The organism is Desulfobulbus oralis (assembly GCF_002952055.1).
GTDB lineage: Bacteria > Desulfobacterota > Desulfobulbia > Desulfobulbales > Desulfobulbaceae > Desulfobulbus > Desulfobulbus oralis.
Genome location: NZ_CP021255.1, coordinates 990,309 through 1,009,422, shown reverse-complemented (window position 1 = coordinate 1,009,422; position 19,114 = coordinate 990,309). Strand labels below are relative to the sequence as shown.

Here is a 19,114-nt window from a genome sequence, read left to right as displayed (position 1 = left end):
CTCCCATGAAAACCCAAGCACCCTGCCTGGTCAGCGCCTGCCTGCTCGGCCTCTGCACCCGCTATGACGGCAGGTGCAAAAGAAACGATGCCTGCCTGGATGCGCTGGCGGGCCGACCGTATCTCCCGATCTGCCCCGAACAACTGGGGGGCCTGCCCACGCCCAGGCCGGCGGCCAGCATCCTGGGCGGCAACGGCCATGATGTGCTGGCCGCCCGAGCCCGGGTGCTGGATATCCACGGCCGGGATCTGAGCGCCGCCTTCATCCAAGGCGCACGCATGACCCTGGCCCTGGCCCGCATGCAGCGGATAGAACTGGCCCTGCTCAAGGCCGACAGCCCGTCCTGCGGCAGCGAGGCGCCAGGCATTGGCGTCGCTGCGGCGCTGCTGGCGCAGGCGGGCATCCGGATTATCAGCTTTTGAGGCCCACCTGTCCCTCCTCAGTGGGCGCCTGTTTCGCCCGCGCCGCCCGCGCGTTCCGGTCCAGCCGGAAAATGCGGATGAGAACAATGCCCAGTTCATACAGGAAATACAGGGGGCAACCCATCAGGGCCATATTGACCACATCCGGAGTAGGTGTCAAGACTGCGGCCAGAATGGCGATGATCAAAACGGCATAGCGGCGGTGGCGCATAAAGGTGGCGCAGGACACCAGCCCCGTGCTCGTACAGAAAATCATGAACACCGGCAGCTCGAACAGGAGGCCAAAGGCCAGCACGAAGATGGAGATGAAATTGGCGAAGCGGTTGATCGAGATGGCAGGGGTCAGGGTTTCACCGCCAAAGCCCAGAAGAAACTGGATGCCGTAGGGCAGCGTCAACTGATAGCAGAAGAGTGCGCCGCTGTAAAAGAGGATGGTGGTCGCCACGGTAAAAACGGCGCGTCTGAGCGTGCTCATGCCGAAAGGCAGGGCCAGGGCCCGCCACAGGGCGCGCAGCAGCAGCGGCATCAGTACAAAGAGCGCCGTAAAAAAAGACAGTTTGACGTGGGCCAGAAACGGCTCGGCCACGGAAAAAAAATACAGTTTGCCACCCACATGCGCCTGCAGCACGGGCAGGAGCCGGTCTGACCACAAAAAGATGAGCAGGGTCCAGCAGACGATTGCCAGCGCGAGCTGCCGGACGGAGCTTCTAAGCTCCTGCAGAAAAAGAACTATGGCTTTTCGGTTGATGGTCATGGCGCGTGCGTCCGGGAGTGGCCCAAGCCTCACTTTGTTTCAGCAAGGCCTTTGAAAGTAGCAAAAGCCGGGCCGGGCCGCAAGGCCGGGCTGCCCGCACCATGCCGCATTCCGGGGCCCCGGCGTGTCAGGGCTCCCGGTAGATACTGCCCAGAAAATAGCGCATCTGCCGGAACCACCAGGGCCAGTCGTGATCCACGTCGTGACCCCAGAAATCCACCCAGGCCGGGATCTGTTTTTCCCTGAAGATCTCCGCCATGCTGCGGGTATCCTCGAGGCAGGCCTCTTCCCATGCGCCCTGGCCGACGCAGAGCACAATGTCGCTCTTGCGATACCAGTCCAGATACCAGGGATTACCGATGCCGGACAGATAGTGGATGGGCGAATTGAAGTACACCTGCTCCATATCGCCGGCCTGCATGCCGAACTCCCGGCGATCCAGGCGATAGAGCCCGCTCAAGGCCAGGCAGCCCGCGAAGAGGTCGGGATGCTTCAGGAAGAGGTTGACCGCATGATACGCGCCCATGCTGCACCCGTTGGTCATGATGCGCAGTTCCGGCTGCCGGCAGCGCTCGCGAATGAAGGGCACCACCTCGTTGACCATGTAGCTGTCATACTCCTGATAACGGCGGTCGCGTTCGCCAGGCGCCACGCCGAAGTTGAACCAGGTCCCTGCATCCACGCTTTCCACGCAGAAGAGCCTGATGATGCCCCCATCAATGAAGTCACTGATGGCGTCCACCATGCCCATGCCTTCATAGTCGTCATAATGGCCCAGGGAGCAGGGAAAGACCACGATCGGCACCCCCAGGTGGCCATATTCCCTGATCCGCATGTTTCTGGACAGACTGGGGCTGTCCCAGTGATGGTTTTCGACGTACATCAGGCCTCCTGCCTTGTGCCGGTCTGGTGGATGAAGCGGATGATTTCCTGCAGCCGGCTCGTCTTTTCGGTGCGAAAGATATAGCCCAGTTCCCCCAATGCACCGGAGAATACGACAGGAATCTGGTTGACCTGGCAGATGTCCGCGCCGTACCGCTCGATGATCTCCTCGTGGCTGTGCAGGTAGCGGATGTTTTCCTTGCGGCTCGCGTAGCCGCAGAAGTACCTGCGCTCGAAGTCGAGCTGGTTGTTGCCCCTGACCAGCAGCTCGGCCCACACACGATAGATGTCGATGTCGCAGGCATAGTTGAACATCTCGGTGGTAAAGCCGCCCGGCGGTCGCATATTGATTTCCAGGGCGGTAAACTCGTCCTTGTCGGTTTTGAAGAATTCGATGTGAAAGAAGCGCTCCCGCACATCGAAGACCTCCAGGCACTTCATGCCCTGCCTGTGCAGGACCGCCGGAATGCGGCGCACCGAATAGTAGGACAGGTGCTGGCCCTCATTCACGGTCTCCATGATGCCCTGACTGAACACGTGGGAAGTCAGGAAGACCGGCTTGCCGTTCTTGTCCGCCAGGCCGTCGAAGGAATGGATCTGGCCGCAGACAAAGCCTTCCATGATGCAGTCCACGTCGGGCCTGCGTTCGAAAAAACGGACGAGATCCTTGTCGTTGTCCAAACGATACGTGTGGTGGGCGCCCACGCCCGCATCCGGCTTGGCCACCACCGGATAGCCGATTTGCTTAACGAGCTTTCTGGCGTCGGCGAGCGACTCCACCACCCGGCCCGGCGCCACGGGAATGCCCGCTTCCTGAAAGCGCTTTTTCATCTCCGATTTGTGGCGTACCGCAGGCAGATCGCTGGTTTTGAGGCCGTAGACGTTGAAGTCGTCGCGCAGCCTGGCCTCGGTGGAAAGCCAGTACTCGTTCAAGCTGTCAATACGATCTATCTTGCCGTATTTATGCGTGAAATAGCCACAGGCCCGCAAAAGCTCCTCATAGTCGGTCATGCGGTTCACACGGTAATATTCGGTGAGCGAATCGCGCACCGCCGGCTTCAGTTCGTCGTAGGGCGCATCACCGATGCCCAGCGCGTTGGCACCGGCAAACTTCAGTTGCTGGCAGAAATGATGATACTGCGGCGGAAAATGCGGTGAAATGAAGATGCAGTTCATGGTTTTCCTCCTTCGTTTCGGAGTTCGATCTTTTCTCCCCGGCCCGCCCTGTGAGGGGAGGGCCCTCTTCCCGCCCGCTCACAGCCTATCCTGCCCTTCATCTCGTCCCCCGCTGGCAATTCGGGCCGGGAAAAATATGACTTTCTAAAAAATCTTACCCCTCCCAAAGAGATTTTTCCAGCAACTCCTTGAGATCATCCGAAATGTCCTCTGCCTGCAACAGCTCTTCAAGCTGCGCGCGCATGCCCTGCTGCCGGTCTGCGTCATAGCGCCGCCACTGGGTGAAGGGCGCGGCCATGCGGGTGGCGATCTGCGGGTTGAAGCGGTCGATTTTCGCCACCATGGCCTTCAGAAACTCATAGCCTGCGCCGTCCCTGGCATGGAATTGCCGCTGGTTCAGTGCACAGAAGCTGGCAACGAGGGCGCGCACCTTGTTCGGGTTCTTCAGGTCAAAGACCGGATGCCTGAGGAGCGCCCGCACCCGCGCCAGCGTGCCGGGCAGAGGACAGGCGGCCTGCAGTGAGAGCCACTTGTCCATGACCAGGGGGTCTGTCTGCCATTTGGCGAGAAAATCCTGCAGCAGGGCATCGCCGCGCTCACGGTCGGCATTGACCACGGCGCTTAAGGCGGCGAGCCCATCGGTCATGTTGTCCGCCTCCCGGTACTGGCGCTCGCCCAGGGCCAGCATGTCCGCATCCGCCGGAGCCTCCGGCGCGCAGCAGAGCAGGTAGTCGAGGCACATGTTCCGCAGCGCCCGCCGGCCGGCCTCGGCGGTGGTGTAGACATAGGGCCTGTGCGCCGCCTTGCCCAGGGCTTCGTAATGCCGCAGGAAGGCGGGCCGGAGTTCCTGCCCGAGCAGTGCCCGCAGCCGCTGCCGTACCCAAAAGACCGCCTCCGGATCCAGGGGCGCCATCTGCTGGCCAATCCAGTTTTCAGTGGGCAGGACCAGGCTGACGGCGCGGAATGCCGCATCTGCCCGCTCGTCGTCCAGCAGCGCCGCCATGCCGTGCTTCAGAGTATCCGGCAGAGTGATGTTTTGGTGCCCCTGCCGGAACTGTTCGATACCCTGCATCAGGGCCTTCAGCGCCAGGTGCTGACCGGCATCCCAGCGGCCCCAGGGATCGCGGTCGTATCCCAGGCGCAGGGACAGCTCCTCGTCGCTCTGGTCAAAGTGCAGCTTCACCGGTGCGGAAAAATTGCGCAAAAGCGAGAGAACCGGTTCCTCGGCCACCTCATCGAGCACAAAGTCCTGCTCCTTTTGGGTGATGGTCAGAAAGGCCGGGTTCTTCCGGCCCGCGTGGCTGAAGGAAAGTTCCCGCCCGTCCCTGGCGAGCAGCCCCAGGGCCAGCGGGATGACAAAGGGCTTTTTCTCCGCCATATCCGGTGTGGCCGGGCAGCTCTGGCGCAGTCGCAGCAGGAGCCGCCCGCCTGCCGCGTCATAGCGGCTCGTCACAAAGAGTTCCGGCGTGCCGGCCTGACTGTACCAGCGCTTGAACTGTGTGAAATCATGGTGGTTCGCATCCGCCAGCGCGGCCACGAAGTCGTCGCAGGTCACGGCCTGACCGTCATGGCGCTCAAAGTACAGATCCATGCCCCTGCGGAAGCCCGCTTCACCCAGGAGCGTGTGCATCATGCGGATAAGCTCCGCCCCCTTGTCGTACACTGTGGCAGTGTAGAAATTGTTGATTTCCACAAAGGATGCGGGGCGCACCGGGTGGGCCATCGGCCCGGCATCTTCCCGAAACTGGATCGAGCGGATGAGGTTCACGTCACGGATGCGCTTGACCGGCCGGGAGGCGATGTCCGAGGAAAATTCCTGGTCGCGGAACACGGTCAGGCCTTCCTTCAGACTGAGCTGGAACCAGTCGCGGCAGGTGACGCGGTTGCCGGTCCAGTTGTGGAAGTACTCGTGGGCAATCACGCCCCCGATGCTGTCGAAGTCCGTGTCGGTCGCGGTTTCCGGCAGGGCCAGCACGTACTTGGAGTTGAACACGTTCAGGCCCTTGTTCTCCATTGCGCCCATGTTGAAGTCGTCCACCGCCAGGATCTTGAAATTGTCCAGATCATACTCCCGGCCGAAACGCTCCTCGTCCCAGCGCATGGCGGTTTTCAGCGCCGCCATGGCGTGACCGCATTTGCCCGCGTTACGCGGTTCCACATAGATGGCGAGCGCCACCCGGCGGCCGCTCTTCGTGGTGAAGCTGTCTTCCAGCGCCACCAGATTGCCCGCCACCAGCGCGAAGAGGTAGCAGGGTTTGGGAAAGGGATCGTGCCAGGTGGCAAAGTGCAGACCCCCTGCGAGTTCGCCCTGCTCCCTGAGATTGCCGTTTGCGAGCAGCACCGGGCAGGCCGTTTTTTCGCCGATCACAGTGGTGGTGAAAACGCTCATCACGTCCGGCCGGTCCGGAAAGAAGGTAATCTTGCGAAAACCCTCGGCCTCGCACTGGGTGCAGTAGTTGCCTGCCGAGCGGTACAGGCCGTCCAGTTCCAGATTGGCGGCGGGGTTGATACGCACCGTGCTGGCAATCGTACATTCGTCGGCCTGCACGGGAATGCTCAAAAGCCCTTCCGCATAGCCATATTCGCGGGCCGCCAGATCCCGGCCGTTCAGCGCCAGCCGCTCAAGCTGCAGCCGCTCCCCGTTCAGCACAATGGCCGCGTTTGGCTCTTTGCTGTGCGGATTGCGTTTGCAGTGCAGAATGGCCTCGACTTGCGTGTCTTCAGGAGCCAGCGTCACCCGCAACTCGGTTTCGGGTATCAGCCAGGCCGGCGGCAGATAATCTTTCAGGTAAATGGTTTTCTTGTTCATGCTTCAGTCCTTGAAATCCGGCTCGCAAAAGAGCCGGAGCATCTGCGGCAAGGCGGCGCGCAGGCGTTGATACGGGCAGGCATCTGTTCTTCGCTGCCCGCGGGCCGCATCCTGGCCTGCCCCAAGGCCATGGCCTCCAGCCCATGGGCAGGCTGCATTTACTGTAGACCCTCTGGAGTTCAGGGCGGTGCTGCAAAAGCCTGGGCATTGCCGCTTCGGTGTCCGCAGCTGCACGAACCCAGCGGCATGCCTGCGGCAGGGATGGACTATAGCAGATCGCTTTCGGTTCCACTCCCAAATTAGTGCGCTCTGCCAAAAGAAGGGGAGAGAAAGAACCTGGGCATTCAAGTTGCAGGCCCGCTTGAAGCGCCCGCTTAAAAACATTGGGGCACTGGCAGAGGAAAAGGGTGTCAGCCTCCTGTTCAGCCGCCGCACTGCCGGCACGGGCCTGCTTTCGAGATGCTGAAAGCTGATCCCAGGGAAAATGCCGCCACCAAAGACTCCTGCCATCCTGCCGGATTACGCTGCCGCACGGCCTATGCCGCCCGCAAAACGTGCCAGTTGCACGGCGCTCAAGAAAAGGCCTGCCCCAAAACAAGACCTGCCAAAGGGCGGCAAAAAGGCGGCGTCCTTTTGAGACGCCGCCCTTTTGTTCCGCAGTCAAGCCAGTGCGGCAGAGCCGCAACGGGGCTTTCAGATTTCAGTCCTCCACCGGGCTGAAGTCGTCCTTGGCGGCACCGCAGACCGGGCAAACCCAATCGGCTGGAATATCCTCAAAGGCGGTTCCCGGGGCGATGCCGCCATCCGGATCCCCGACTGCCGGGTCGTAAACATAACCGCAAACGTCGCACTGATACTTTTTCATTTTTTTCCTCCGTGGGTGAGTGTCTTCCTGCTGTTGCTGCTGCCTCTGCTCTCCAAACTTCCGGAGCGGGCGGCCAACCCGGCGACACAGGGTCTGCCGCCTGCCCGGAAAGCCCGAATGCCATGCACTGCGCCGCGCTGCCCGCAAGCGCCGGACCAAAGCTGCGCCAGGCCCCGGGGCCATTGTATACGCCTGCCGTCCGGACTTACATGAAAAATATCCAGGTCATCAGGGCGAAAATCGGACACAGAATGCCTACGGACCACACCATATAGCCGAAAAAGCTCGGCATGGGCACGCCCTGCTCTTCGGCGATGGAGCGGACCATGAAGTTGGGCGCATTGCCGATGTAGGTGTTGGCGCCCATGAAGACGGCGCCGGCCGAAATGGCCGCCAGGGTACTGGCCCACTCGCCCATGAGCCGCACTGGATCCCCGCCTGCGGTGTTGAAAAAGACCACATAGGTCGGCGCATTGTCCAGGAAGCTGGAAAGTGCGCCGGTCAGCCAGAAGTACATGGCATTGATCGGGCGCCCCTCGTGCGAGACGAGATTGACGAGCGGAGCAAGCGCACCGTCGGTGCCTGCCCGCAGGATGGCCAGCGCGGGGATCATGCTCAGGAAGATGCCGAAGAACAGCTTGGCAACCTCCAGGATGGGCCCCCAGGAGAAGTTGTTGCGTTCACGGCAGCCCATGCTGGTGCACTTCCAGGAGAGCGCCGCGATGCACAGCAGTACGCAGTCGCGCAGGAGATTCTGACCCTCGATGGCCACGCCCTTCACCTCAATCCAGACCCCAAGCTTCAACATGCCCGAAACGAGCACCGCCGCCACAATCCCGGCCAGGAACAGCAGGTTGACGCTGCCTTCAAGTCCCAGCTTTTCCCGGGTTTCGTCCGGGTTCGCCGGCGGGGCGGGACGGCCTTCCCTGTGGAAGAGCACGGTGTCTGTGAGAAAAAACAGGACAAGCAGAATGGCGGCTACCAGTACGGCTTCGAGAAAAAGGTGGGTCGTGGTCCAGAAAAAGCTGACCCCCCTGAGGTAGCCCAGAAAGAGTGGTGGATCGCCAAGCGGCGTCAGCGAACCGCCGATATTTGCCACCAGAAAGATGAAAAACACGACGGAATGGGCCCGGTACCTGCGGTGGGCGTTGGCGCGCAAAAGCGGGCGGATAAGGAGCATGGCCGCGCCGGTCGTGCCCATCCAGCTGGCCAGCATGGTGCCTACGGCAAGCAGAGCGGTGTTCACGAGCGGAGTGCCCACCAGGACGCCCTTGAGACGCACCCCGCCAGCCACCGTAAACAGGGCGAACAGGAGCACGATGAAGGGGATGTAATCGGCCAGAATAATGTGGAGAAATTCGTACAGGGCCACAGCAGGGCCGTACACGATCAGGCAGGAAACGAGGAAGGCCATGCCCCAGAAAACAGAGACCTTGCCGAAATGCCGTTCCCAGAAATGGGGCGCCGCCAGGGGCCCGATAGCTATGGAGAGCAGCATGCAGACAAAGGGAATGACCCAGTAGATCGGCAGCTCCGCCCCGGGTATGCTGTGCTGCGCACCCGGCGAGGCCAGGGCTGCTGCCGGTGCAAGACATGACGTGCCCAGTACAGCCAACAGAGTTAAGGTTCCTCCTCGTAATGCAGACATGCTGTACCCCCTTCGTGTCCTTCATTTCGGTTAATCAACTGCCTTGAGGAGCAGTACGGTCCGCTTACCTATCAGAATTCAGCGCTTATCCTGCTCCTCTACCCTATCCGTTTTGCGAACAGGCCATCACCTGTTTGTTTTCATGCCTGCGCCCCGGCCGAAGCGGACAGGGCGCCGCTCTGCCGCCAGTCGCCGCAATCAGAGCCGCATCCCGCGCAGCCGGCGGATGCGTTCCGCCATGGGCGGGTGCGTGGAAAAAAGGCCGGCAAGCTGGCCGCCGCTCAGGGGATTCACGATATACATCTGGGCCGAGGCCGGATTGACGTTCATGGGATGGGCCTCATTGTAATGCGTCAGCTTGTCCAGCGCACTGGCCAAGGCCAGCGGCCGGCCGCAGATATGGGCGCCGGTGGCATCGGCCAGATATTCCCGGCTGCGGGAAATGGCCAACTGAATCAGACTGGCGGCCAGGGGCGCGACAATCATGGCCGCCAGAGCGGCAATCGGGTTGCTGTTTTCGCTGTCGCGGCTGCCCCCGAAAAACATGGCCATGGTGGTGAGGTGGGCAATCGCGCCGGCCATGACTGCGGCAATCGAGCTGATAAGGATGTCGCGGTTTTTGATATGCGCCAGTTCATGACTCAAAACGCCGGCGAGTTCATCCCGGTTCAGGGCCTGCATAATGGCGCTTGTGACCGCAATCGCCGCATGTTCCGGGTCACGGCCCGTGGCAAAGGCATTGGGTGTGTCGCTCTGCACCACGTAAACCCGCGGTTTGGGCAGAGCGGCCCGATTGGCCAGCTCAGCCACCAGGGCGTGCAGATGCGGCGCTTCGCTCTCGGAAACTTCCTGCGCGCCGTTCATGGAGAGCGCCAGCCTGTCCGAATACCAGTAGGCGAAAAAATTCATGCCCACCGCCATGAACAGGGCCAGGATCATGCCTTGCCGGCCGGCCAGCGCGCTACCCACGAACATGAAGAGCGCGGTCAGCGCAGCCATCAACAGAAAGGTTTTTGCGGTACTTGTCATCGTTTGCTCCTGAATGGGGTCAATCACCGTTGCAATCATACGGTACTGCCCGCGGCACGCTGCCGTCAGGCGGAAGACAGAGGCGCGGCTCATTCCAGCCGGGTGAGCACTAGCACATCGCCTGCGGCCAGACGCGTCTGGCCGTTGGGGATGAGAATGCGTTTGCTGCGGCGCACCATGATAATCAAAGAATTCTTCTCCCGCGGCAGCTCGGCCAGGGTCTTGCCACACCACGCGCTGGAGTTGTCCAAGCGGACTTCGGACAGGTAAATGCCGGCCACTGTCGTGGGACTCGCCGCGCTGAGGATAACGGAATCGCCTGCCAGCAACGGCGTCTCCCCATTGGGAATAATGTTTTTCCCGTCGCGTTTCAACAGCACCACCAGGGTCCCGGGCGGCAAACGCACCTCCCTAAGCAGTTGGCCGCTCCACGGATGGCCATCGGGAATTTTAAACTGGATAAACTGGACCGGCTCTTCTTCGGAGTAGTCGGTAAAGGTTTTCATGACGTCGCCACCAGCGTCGATCATGTCCAGTTTGCCGGCCACCCAGGGCAGCAGGGAGCCCTGCAGCAGAATGGAAAAGAGCACGATGACAAAGACCACGTCAAACAGTCCCTGCTCGATGTTTGCGGCCATGAGGGCCATAATGGCGAATACGATGGAAGCCGCCCCGCGCAGCCCGGCCCAGGACACCACCATCTGCTGGGCCAGCGAACTGCGCAGTGGCGTCAGCAGCAGAGCCACGGCCAAAGGCCGCGCCACAAAGGTGAGAAAGAGCGCCACGCCCAGGCCGGGCAAGGCCCAGTGCACCAGGGCCGACGGAAAGGAAAGCAGACCCAGCAGAAAAAAGACGCCCATCTGCATGAGGCCGGTGAAGCCGTCAAAAAAGCCGAACAGATGCTTCTTGCCGTAGGAACCGGTGTTGCCCAGAATCAGGCCCACAACATAGGCGGAAAGGTAGCCGTTGCCGCCCACGGCCTCGGGCGCGGCATAGGCGAACAGGGCTACGCCCACCATCAGTATGGCATCAAAACCGTCCACATTGATCTTCATCCGCTGCATAAGCCATCGGACGGACAGGGCGATCAGGCCGCCCAGAATCAGGCCATAGACGATCTGGGCAAAGAGCATGCGGGCAATGCCGCCCGCGCTGGCTCCGCCCTGCATGAAGGCAATGCACGCGGCTGTCAGCATGTAGGCGCAGGGGTCGTTGCTGCCGCTTTCCACCTCCAGCAGGGAAGCCGTGTTGTCCCTGAGATGCAGCCGCCGCGAACGCAGCACGAAAAAAACCGAAGCCGCATCGGTTGAGGAAATGACCGAACCCAGCAGCAGGCTCGCCATCAGTTCCAGGCCCAGAACGAAATGGCAGAACAGGCCCACCAGCGCGGCTGTCAGCACCACGCCCAAGGACGAGAGGAGAAAGGCTTTGACCGCTACGGGGCGGGCCTGCCGCCAGTTGGTGCTGAACCCTCCGTAAAACATGATGAACACGAGGGCAAAGGTGCACACGTCCCTGACCAGCTCGAAGTTGTCGAAGTTAATGGCCAGAGGACCGTCGGCACCAAAAAACATGCCCAAAAGAATAAAGGCCAGCAGCGAGGGAACGCCGATTCTGCTGGAGATCCTGCTCAACAACACGCAGGAAAAAATAATCAGCGAAAGCAGGAGCAGAATTTCAACCAAAAGCACCTCTCCCCGATCGAAGGTCGGGCGGGGCCGGATAACACGGCCCGTGCGCGGGATGCAAACGGCCTTCGCCCGAGACCTGGGCCTTTTGCACCGTGGTTCTGTTTCTCCTACATCATTTCCAGCAGCGCGCCAATCAGCCTGTCAATGCCGTCCGCCACCTGGTCGATCCGGGAATCCAGCATATAGCAGGGCGTGGAGACGATCTTGTTGGCCCTGTCCACCGCGATCTCGCCATAACTCGTGGGCTGATTCTTCGCACCCATGGCAAGCAGATTTTGGGCCGTAGCCTGATCCTGGCCGCTGGTGAGCATCACGCCATTGCCCAAAACCCTGGCCACTATCACCGGCGCGATGCAGAGCGCGCCAATGGGCTTGCCCGCCTGATGCACCGCCTGGATGGCCCGGGCCACATCGGGCTGAACCGTGCAGTTCGGACCGTCCCAGGCGTAGGAGCAGAGATTCTTGGCCGCGCCGAAACCGCCCGGCAGTACCAGCGCATCCACGCCGGCCGGCGAAAAGGTGGCCAGTGGGGCGATCTGGCCACGGGCAATACGGGCCGCTTCGATGAGCACGTTGCGCTTCTCGTCCATTTCCTGGCCATTGATGTGGTTCAGCACGTGATGCTGCCCGATGTCCGGGGCAAAGCAGGAAAAATCGCAGCCGTGCCTGTGAATGGCCCACAGGGTGAGTGTGGCCTCGTGAATTTCCGAACCGTCCTGATGACCACAACCCGCCAGAATAACGGCAAATTTCTTTTTCGACATGATAAACCCCCGAAGTGGTGCAGGCTGGGCAGGCAAGCGGGCAGACTAGCCCTGCTCCTGCAAATTGTATATGGCAGGCAGATTACGGTATCTCTCGGCAAAATCCAAGCCATAACCCACCAGAAAGCCCTGATCCAGGGCAAAACCCACATAATCCGGTTCAAAGCCGCTCCGGCGGCGCTCCCTTTTGTCGATGAGCGCGCACAGGCGGACCGATGCCGCACCCTGTCCGCGGAAATAGTGCCTGAGCCATGCCATGGTCAGGCCGGTGTCCACGATGTCGTCCACCAGCAGAATGTTCCTGCCGGCAACCGGATGGGACGGCGGCTGCACCAGACGAATCGTGCCTGCAGATTCGGTGCCGGCGCCATAGCTGGCCACACGCAGAAAATCAATGCGGCAGTCGATCGTAATCTGGCGGCACAGGTCGGCGGCAAAAACAAAGGCCCCGCCCAGCACGACCATCAACACCAGCTCCTGGCCGGCATAATCTCCACTGATCTGCGCGCCCAGTTCCGTCACCCGGGCCGCAAGCCTGCGCTGCTCAATCACTCTCTGCATGGTCAGAGGCATGGCAAAGTCTTCGTCAGGGGGCCAAACGAAGGGCCCGTTTGTCTTCCAGGCAGCAGCGCAGCCGGCAGGGAAGACAAGGCCCTGGGTGCCGGGGGGCTGCAGGCCCCAAAATGCGTGGGTTAAAAAATATGAACGTTTTATTTCATTGAATAAACGTTCTTTTACCAAAAACTGCCTCAGGTGGCGCCCGCCCGGGTTCAGTTAATTAAATTTTCCCGTGCCGCCCTGCCTGAGCCCGGCTGTACCAGCAAAATCATATCTGCTTGAAAAAACGCAATAAAATGAACACGCCTGAAAAATTTCAAAAACTGGCACGGCCTGTGCTATAAGCTAGGTAATTCTTCATCTCTTCTCTCCTTTTCCGGCTTGGTCTTTTCGGAGATCAAGCCGGTTTTTTTGTCATGCTCCCCGAAGATCGAAAAATCTATCTGGCTCCGCAAAAGGATTATCAGGAACCCGGCCTGGGCGAAACGCTGGCGCCCATGCTCGGAAAGCTCACGGACGGCGCCAATCTGCACGGATTGCACGTGCTTTTGAAGCCCAACCTCCTGACCGCAAAAAACTGCCGCCTCGCCTGCACGGATACCCGCTTCATTCTGGCCGTGAGCCGCTGGTTCCTCGATCAGGGCAGCCGGGTCAGCATCGGCGATTCCCCTGCCTTTGGTTCGGCCGCAGGGGTGCTGGATGCCATGGGCGCACTCCAAAAACTCGGAGCCCTTGGCGTAAGGGTGCGCAATTTCCGCAGGCGCCGACCCATCAGCCTGACCCACGGCGTGACAGTGGGCCTTGCGGAAGCGGCTCTGGACTGCGACCTGCTGGTGAATCTGCCCAAGGTCAAGGCCCATGCCCAGGCACGGGTAACGCTTGCGGTCAAAAACTGCTTCGGCTGCGTGTCCGGCTTTCAGAAGCCGCTGCGTCACATGATCCACGGCGGCAGACACCACATCTTCTTCGAGCTGATCGCCTCCATTCCCGGCGTGCTGCCGCCAGCCGTGCACCTGGTGGACGGCATCGTGGCCATGCACATCATCGGCCCGGTGTTCGGCCGGCCGTTCCCGCTGGGCTGTGTGGCCGGCAGCCGCAATCCCTTTGCCCTGGATACGGCTCTGCTCCGGATTCTGCGTCTGCCGCCCAGCCGGAGCCCGCTCTGGCTGGCTGAGCGGAAGCTGGGCATAAGCGGCACCAGCCTGAACGGGTTCGAGCTGGACCAGGCCATGCTGCAGGCCCTGCAGGCGGACGGCTTTCAGGTGCCGGACGAACTCATGTCCGTACGCTTCAACCCGGGCCGCTTCCTCAAGGGCAGCATCAGGCGGCTGTTCCTGCGGCTGACCGGCAGGTAAAAGCGGTAGAGGGCAGAGGCCTGAGCCTAGAACCGCTCCGGTTCCAGGAAGGGCGCCAGAGCACCGAAGCGCCCGGCCAGGGGCGCAAAGGCTTCTTTAAAGCGTGCCAGCAGAGCCGGCCGCAGCAACCGCAGCTCTTCGGCAATCCGGGTCATGGCCGCTCCGGCCAGGGCACTGTTCTGCCCACTGCCGCTGTTTTCCCCTGCCGCCTGCATGCTGCCCAGCCAGTCCAGAGCCAGTTGTCGCGCCACGGCCCCGTCGTGCAGCCGGCCCAAAATGCCCTGCACCTCCTTCAGCGTGTGGATGACGCTGCGGGCCTCCTCTTCGGGGTAAAGCGCGCGAAAAAATTCCAGGGTGTAGCGCAGTTTTTTGCAGGCCACCCGCAGTTGGTGCAGTTCGGCATCCAAAGAGCTTTCGGTAATGCCGCTCCCCGCAGCGAGCACCCTGCGGCCGTGCCTGCGGAGCATCCGGTCGGACAGGGCCCTGACCGGCCCGCCGGCAGCCGCGGCTTCGTCGCCCTGCCCGGCCTGTCGCCAGAAATCCTCCCAGTCCTGCAGCAGGCCCACGGTCTTTTCACTTTGCAGACGGCGCACCAGGATGCGGCGCACCCTGGCGCGTTCCCGGGCAATGCCCGCAAAGGCCATGTGCAGGCCTGGTCGCAGCTCGGCAGGCAGGCGGTCCGCGTACTTCGCCTCGCCGAGCAAAAAGCTGTCCAGATCCCTGGTCGCTCCGGTAGCGCGCCCCAGCTCGGCAAAGCCGGATCGAAAAACATCGAGTGTACCCGCGGGAAACAAGTCCCGCCCCATGGCCAGGGCCGTGCGGGTGCGACGCAGGGCCACCCGGAGATCATGCAGGAATACCGTGTCCCAATCCCCAAGCACGCCTGGCACATTGCGGCGAATGCCGGTCAGCAGATGCAGGCAGATGAGCCGGAGCGCATCCAGGGCGCGCAGATTCTGCATGTCGCGCGCAATGGCCTGCGGAAATTTCGAACTGTAATCCAGGGGAATGCGCCCCGCGGCACGGCAGCCGGCTTCAAAGCCTGCCAGCGGTGAAACCGGCTGCACGATGCCGGTATGCCGCAGGATGCTCCGGGCCGCATCCAGGGCCTGCCTGTGTCCCCTGAGGGGAAAAAGGCGCACCATGCGAAAGCTCTGGGCGCTTTCAAGCAGACGCTGCTCCTCCCACACCAGCCGCAGCATGATGTCGCCCGCCTCATTGCAGAGGTGCAGTTGCCGGCCGCGCAGGTCCACCCTGGTCAGGGGCAGAAGCGCACGCAGGCCCAAAACCGGCGCCAGGGCGCTCCGCATGGCGCCCTCGGGAAAAGCCTCCAGCGTACAGCTCCTGCGGCAAAGCGGCCCGCCCCGCAGCAGAGTGAGTTTGCCCGAGCTTTCGTAGAGTGTCCAGGAATGGCCATGGGTATGCAGCAGCATGCCGGCCTGATAAAGCCGCCAGTCAAAACTGTCCACATAAGTCACCTCTGCGCCGTATTCGGGCAGCGCCTGCACCCGGAAGGCCGCAGCCAGCGCTGCCTGAAGCCGCTCGGGGCTGAGCGGATCCGGGACAAGCCAGGTATCTTCAGGCGGACCGGTCACAAGCCTCAGCTCCGGTAATCCGCGTTGATCCTGACATAGTCAAAAGAAAAGTCGCAGGTATGCACCTCGGCTTCGCATGTCCCTTCGGCAAGTCCCACGGTCACGGTGTATTCCTTTTGTCCCAGAACGGCCGTTGCCCTGGCCTCGGCCGCCGCCCCCAGGCCCATGCCGCGCTCGACCAGGAGGACATCGTCAAAGGCGATGCTGACCTCGTCCTGCCGAAAGCCGCAGTCCGAGCGGCCCAGCGCCGCGATGATCCGGCCCCAGTTGGCGTCTTTGCCGAAAAAGGCGGTTTTCACGAGGGGCGATTCGGCAATGGTCTGGGCAGCACTACGGGCCTCGGTTTTGGTCCGCGCGCCCGTGACACGAACGTGCACAAGCCGGGTCGCACCTTCGCCATCCGCCACGATCCGGAGCGCCAGTTCCCGGCACAGACCGGTCAGAGCCTCGCCGAAAAGCTGGAGGCCCTCCGGATTGTGCTCGTCGATGCACGGGTTGCCGGCCAGACCGTTTGCCAGCACCATGGCCGTATCGTTCGTCGAGGTATCGCCGTCCACGGTGATGGTGTTGAAGCTCTCATCCACTGCCCTGTGCAGAAGCCGGCTAAGCACCGGAGCCGTGATCTTCGCGTCGCTCAGGATAAAGCAGAGCATGGTGGCCATGTCCGGCCGGATCATGCCGGAGCCTTTCGCCATGGCCGCGAGCGTGACCGGCACGCCCTTGATGCTGACCTGCGTGCTTACGGTCTTTTCCACCAGATCGGTGGTCATCATGGCGCGGGCCACCTCGCACAGCCTGTCCGCTCCCAGATTGTTCACCAGCTCCGGCACAGCCTTTTCAAAAGGCTGGAGCGGCAGCGGCTGGCCGATGACCCCGGTCGAGGCCACCTGCACCAGTTGCTCGTCAATGCCCAGGGTCTGGGCTGTCAGCGTGCTGCAGGCCTGGGCCGCCCGCATGCCCGCCTCGCCCGTGCAGGCATTGGCATTGCCGCTGTTGACCAGAATGGCCTGGGCCCGCCCTGCCCGCATCCGCTCCCGGTCCAGCAGGACCGGAGCGGCCTTGACCCGGTTGGTGGTGAACACGCCGGCAGCCGCTGCCGGCACCCTGGAGAAAATCAGGCCCAGATCGGCCCGGTTTGCATATTTGATGCCCGCCGCAGTGGCCGCCGCAGTAAATCCCTGCACCCGCATGCTTGCCCCGATGGAAAAAGTTTCTGTGACGCTTTTGCCTGTCTGGGCCGCATCATACAACGCCGTTCAGAGATTATCCAGCCCTCATCGGGCAAAGCGGAAGAAAGCCATGCCCGCCCCGGATGCGAAAGTGCCGGTCCCGGCATGTCCGGGCCACAACAATATGCAGGCCGAAGCCGATAAATTTGCTTGACCCTGCCGGGCGAAAACGCTATAAAGGCACTCTCTGAATGCTGCCCCATGAGCGTTCAGGCTACAAAGGTCCCAAGTGTGATAGCCGGGTCCTGTGCAATAAAGACACGCAAACCCCGTCAGGTCCGGAAGGAAGCAGCGGTAGCGAATTCCTCTTTATGTGCGCAGGGTTGCCCGGCTATCTTTTTATCCGGTTCTTCCCCGCTTTTTTACAATGCCGTGTCCTACCTTGTTCTTGCCCGGAAAGCCCGTCCCCAACGTTTTGCCGAGGTCATCGGCCAGCGCGCGGTGGTACGCACCCTGAAAAACGCCCTGGCCCAGGACAGAGTCCCCCACGCCCTCATCTTCAGTGGCGTGCGCGGCACCGGCAAAACCACCCTGGCCCGCATCATGGCCAAGGCCCTCAACTGCAGCGGGCGTCAGGGGGTGGAGCCCTGCAACGAATGCCAATCCTGCCGGGAAATCGCAGCCGGCACGAGCGTTGACCTGAAGGAAGTGGACGGCGCCTCCAACCGCGGCATTCAGGAAATCCGCGAGCTGAAGGAGGGCATCCGCTTCCAGCCCAGCAGCTCCCGCTACAAGATCTTTATCATCGACGAAGTGCACATGCTCACCACAGAGGCCTTCAACGCCCTGCTGAAGACCCTGGAAGAACCGCCGGAGCACGTGTATTTCATGTTCGCCACCACCGAGCTGCACAAGGTGCCGCTGACCATTCTCTCCCGCTGCCAGCGTTTTGAGCTGAAGCGCCTGCCGCTTGCCGAACTGCGCGATCATTTTGCCCAACTTGCGGATCGGGAAGGCATACGCATCAGCCCGAAAGCCCTGGACATGGTGGCCAGGGAAGCGGCGGGCAGCGTGCGCGACGGCCTGAGCCTTCTGGATCAGGTCTTTTCCTACTGCGGCCAGGAGGTCAGCGAGGCGGATGTCCAGGATGTTCTGGGTCTGGTCAGCCGGCAGGCGGTGGCGGAACTGGGCGCCGCGCTGCTGGAGGCCGATCTGGGCCGGGCCTTCACGCTGCTGGGGGCGCTGCAGGATCAGGGGCTCGATCTCAAACGCCTGGCCAGCGATCTCCTGCACTGGTTCCGCGAGCTTTTGCTCTGCAGCCTGGGCCCGAAAACCGAGGCCCTGCTGGCATTGACCGAAGACGAACTTGCCGCCCTGCGCGCCTTGGTCGCACCTTACGATCAAGACCGGCTGTCGGCGATCTTCAACCTGCTGATGGATGCGATGGCGCAGCCCAACGCAGGCCGCGATCCCCGCCTGGCTTTGGAAATGGCCTTCATCCGGGCCGTGCAGGTGGCGGAGGTCACGCCAACCGCCGAACTGATTTCCCGTTTCAACGAGCTTCTGGGCGATGCGCCCCTGCCGGCAGAGCCAGGCACTGCGGCAAAAAGGACGGCACCGGCACGGACGGCCGCGGCGCCCGCAAAACCGTTACCGGCAAAAGCAGGGCCCCTGCCGGAGGTGCCGCCCACAGAAGCCGCAGCCAGGCGCCCGGACGGGGAACAGGCCCGGGCAAATAGCCCCGATATGCCGCCTCTGCCAAACGCGCCGCCCTTTGACGAAGCGCCGCCCGATTGCGCCCCCGACCCACCGCCTGCCTTTGATGCAGTCCCGCCGCCGGCCGGGCTGCCCGCCGCAGCGGACATGCCACAAGCCTCGTCGGCGGCTGCGCCCGACAGCCCGGTCGACTCGAATGCGCTGGCCCGCCGCCTCGAAGCCGAGTGGCAGGACTTTACCGAACAGGTACGGAAAAAAATGCCCTGGATGGGGCTCAGCCTGCAAAGGGCGCTGTCGAAAAAGGTGCATGGGACCACGCTCACCGTGCTGTTTGCGGACCTGAACGACTGTATCATGCTGAAACAGGCTGCCCATACCGAAGAACTGACGACATTCGTGCAGGCATATTTTCAGGCCCCGCTCAGCGTGCAGATCGAAGAGGAGAGGGCAGGAACGGAGGAGGTCAATCCGCTGACCGGGCGCACCAGTACCCAGGAACGCAAGGCGCTGGCGGCAGAGCCCGTTGTGCTGACCACCCTGGAAGTCATGGCCGGCCAGTTGGGCGATATCCGAATCAGCACCGGCTCTGCCGGCAAAACGGCGGCAGGGCCGGATGCCTCCGCCATGGACGGCTTCGACAGCGACTTGCCGCAGGAAGACGACGAATAATCCCAAAAGAGG

At 62.0% G+C, this 19,114-nt stretch carries 15 protein-coding genes and 1 other RNA gene; 4 read left to right on the top strand and 12 right to left on the bottom strand.

Going from position 1 to position 19,114, the window contains the following annotated elements:
* The first annotated feature begins 5 nt into the window (after nucleotides 1-5).
* The gene (locus CAY53_RS04450) at nucleotides 6-422 is read left to right on the top strand and encodes a 2-thiouracil desulfurase family protein (protein WP_104936108.1); all 417 of its coding nucleotides are present in this window, start codon (nucleotides 6-8) and stop codon (nucleotides 420-422) included.
* Here the strand turns inward: CAY53_RS04450 and tatC are convergent.
* The 10 genes from tatC to hpt all read right to left on the bottom strand — a co-directional run bounded on the left by tatC (nucleotide 412) and on the right by hpt (nucleotide 12,601).
* Nucleotides 412-1,176, bottom strand: coding sequence for a twin-arginine translocase subunit TatC (tatC, locus tag CAY53_RS04445; protein WP_245874884.1), 765 nt, complete (start codon nucleotides 1,174-1,176; stop codon nucleotides 412-414). The genes CAY53_RS04450 and tatC overlap by 11 nt on opposite strands.
* A 127-nt stretch (nucleotides 1,177-1,303) precedes the next feature.
* Nucleotides 1,304-2,059: an esterase family protein gene (locus CAY53_RS04440; RefSeq protein WP_104936106.1), complete on the bottom strand. Its 756-nt coding sequence runs from the start codon at nucleotides 2,057-2,059 to the stop codon at nucleotides 1,304-1,306.
* Nucleotides 2,059-3,234 carry an ATP-grasp domain-containing protein gene (locus CAY53_RS04435; RefSeq protein ID WP_104936105.1) on the bottom strand — a complete coding sequence of 392 codons (1,176 nt, stop codon included), beginning with the start codon at nucleotides 3,232-3,234 and terminating at the stop codon, nucleotides 2,059-2,061. Before CAY53_RS04435 ends, CAY53_RS04440 begins: the two co-directional genes overlap by 1 nt.
* Before the next feature lie 154 nt (nucleotides 3,235-3,388).
* Complete coding sequence (pepN, locus tag CAY53_RS04430; RefSeq protein WP_104936104.1) at nucleotides 3,389-6,043, bottom strand: aminopeptidase N; 2,655 nt, start codon at nucleotides 6,041-6,043, stop codon at nucleotides 3,389-3,391.
* Nucleotides 6,044-6,743: 700 nt separating this feature from the next.
* The gene (gene rd / locus CAY53_RS04425) at nucleotides 6,744-6,908 is read right to left on the bottom strand and encodes a rubredoxin (protein ID WP_104936103.1); all 165 of its coding nucleotides are present in this window, start codon (nucleotides 6,906-6,908) and stop codon (nucleotides 6,744-6,746) included.
* A gap of 205 nt (nucleotides 6,909-7,113) precedes the next feature.
* Entirely contained in the window at nucleotides 7,114-8,556 is a 1,443-nt protein-coding gene (locus CAY53_RS04420) for a sodium:proton antiporter (RefSeq protein ID WP_104936102.1), read from the bottom strand.
* Nucleotides 8,557-8,754: 198 nt separating this feature from the next.
* On the bottom strand, nucleotides 8,755-9,585 hold the full coding sequence (htpX, locus tag CAY53_RS04415; RefSeq protein ID WP_104937433.1) for a zinc metalloprotease HtpX: 831 nt from the start codon (nucleotides 9,583-9,585) through the stop codon (nucleotides 8,755-8,757).
* 89 nt (nucleotides 9,586-9,674) lie between these two features.
* Nucleotides 9,675-11,270, bottom strand: coding sequence for a potassium/proton antiporter (locus CAY53_RS04410; RefSeq protein ID WP_104936101.1), 1,596 nt, complete (start codon nucleotides 11,268-11,270; stop codon nucleotides 9,675-9,677).
* Between the two features lie 113 nt (nucleotides 11,271-11,383).
* Nucleotides 11,384-12,040: an isoprenoid biosynthesis glyoxalase ElbB gene (gene elbB / locus CAY53_RS04405; protein WP_104936100.1), complete on the bottom strand. Its 657-nt coding sequence runs from the start codon at nucleotides 12,038-12,040 to the stop codon at nucleotides 11,384-11,386.
* Between the two features lie 45 nt (nucleotides 12,041-12,085).
* Nucleotides 12,086-12,601: a hypoxanthine phosphoribosyltransferase gene (hpt, locus tag CAY53_RS04400; protein ID WP_245874883.1), complete on the bottom strand. Its 516-nt coding sequence runs from the start codon at nucleotides 12,599-12,601 to the stop codon at nucleotides 12,086-12,088.
* Between the two features lie 413 nt (nucleotides 12,602-13,014).
* Here hpt and CAY53_RS04395 point away from each other — a divergent pair, with 413 nt between their 5' ends.
* Nucleotides 13,015-13,953 carry a DUF362 domain-containing protein gene (locus tag CAY53_RS04395; RefSeq protein WP_104936099.1) on the top strand — a complete coding sequence of 313 codons (939 nt, stop codon included), beginning with the start codon at nucleotides 13,015-13,017 and terminating at the stop codon, nucleotides 13,951-13,953.
* A 26-nt stretch (nucleotides 13,954-13,979) separates the two neighbouring features.
* On the opposite strand, the gene CAY53_RS04390 is transcribed toward CAY53_RS04395, so the two are convergent.
* A complete protein-coding gene (locus CAY53_RS04390; RefSeq protein ID WP_104936098.1) occupies nucleotides 13,980-15,548 on the bottom strand; it encodes a CHAD domain-containing protein in 1,569 nt (522 codons plus the stop codon).
* Between the two features lie 5 nt (nucleotides 15,549-15,553).
* A complete protein-coding gene (argJ, locus tag CAY53_RS04385) occupies nucleotides 15,554-16,738 on the bottom strand; it encodes a bifunctional glutamate N-acetyltransferase/amino-acid acetyltransferase ArgJ (protein WP_104937431.1) in 1,185 nt (394 codons plus the stop codon).
* 275 nt (nucleotides 16,739-17,013) lie between these two features.
* Between argJ and ffs the strand changes: the two genes are divergently transcribed.
* Both ffs and dnaX read left to right on the top strand, forming a co-directional pair.
* Nucleotides 17,014-17,113: signal recognition particle sRNA small type (ffs, locus tag CAY53_RS04380), an RNA gene on the top strand.
* 36 nt (nucleotides 17,114-17,149) lie between these two features.
* Nucleotides 17,150-19,102 carry a DNA polymerase III subunit gamma/tau gene (gene dnaX / locus CAY53_RS13715; protein ID WP_181040421.1) on the top strand — a complete coding sequence of 651 codons (1,953 nt, stop codon included), beginning with the start codon at nucleotides 17,150-17,152 and terminating at the stop codon, nucleotides 19,100-19,102.
* Nucleotides 19,103-19,114: the final 12 nt, after the last annotated feature.

Bases quoted from the DNA above. Each gene is read 5' to 3' on its own strand.
- CAY53_RS04450 (WP_104936108.1), top strand. From the start codon at position 6: ATGAAAACCCAAGCACCCTGCCTGGTCAGCGCCTGCCTGCTCGGCCTC.
- tatC (WP_245874884.1), bottom strand. From the start codon at position 1,176: ATGACCATCAACCGAAAAGCCATAGTTCTTTTTCTGCAGGAGCTTAGA.
- CAY53_RS04440 (WP_104936106.1), bottom strand. From the start codon at position 2,059: ATGTACGTCGAAAACCATCACTGGGACAGCCCCAGTCTGTCCAGAAAC.
- CAY53_RS04435 (WP_104936105.1), bottom strand. From the start codon at position 3,234: ATGAACTGCATCTTCATTTCACCGCATTTTCCGCCGCAGTATCATCAT.
- pepN (WP_104936104.1), bottom strand. From the start codon at position 6,043: ATGAACAAGAAAACCATTTACCTGAAAGATTATCTGCCGCCGGCCTGG.
- rd (WP_104936103.1), bottom strand. From the start codon at position 6,908: ATGAAAAAGTATCAGTGCGACGTTTGCGGTTATGTTTACGACCCGGCA.
- CAY53_RS04420 (WP_104936102.1), bottom strand. From the start codon at position 8,556: ATGTCTGCATTACGAGGAGGAACCTTAACTCTGTTGGCTGTACTGGGC.
- htpX (WP_104937433.1), bottom strand. From the start codon at position 9,585: ATGACAAGTACCGCAAAAACCTTTCTGTTGATGGCTGCGCTGACCGCG.
- elbB (WP_104936100.1), bottom strand. From the start codon at position 12,040: ATGTCGAAAAAGAAATTTGCCGTTATTCTGGCGGGTTGTGGTCATCAG.
- hpt (WP_245874883.1), bottom strand. From the start codon at position 12,601: ATGCAGAGAGTGATTGAGCAGCGCAGGCTTGCGGCCCGGGTGACGGAA.
- CAY53_RS04395 (WP_104936099.1), top strand. From the start codon at position 13,015: ATGCTCCCCGAAGATCGAAAAATCTATCTGGCTCCGCAAAAGGATTAT.
- argJ (WP_104937431.1), bottom strand. From the start codon at position 16,738: ATGCGGGTGCAGGGATTTACTGCGGCGGCCACTGCGGCGGGCATCAAA.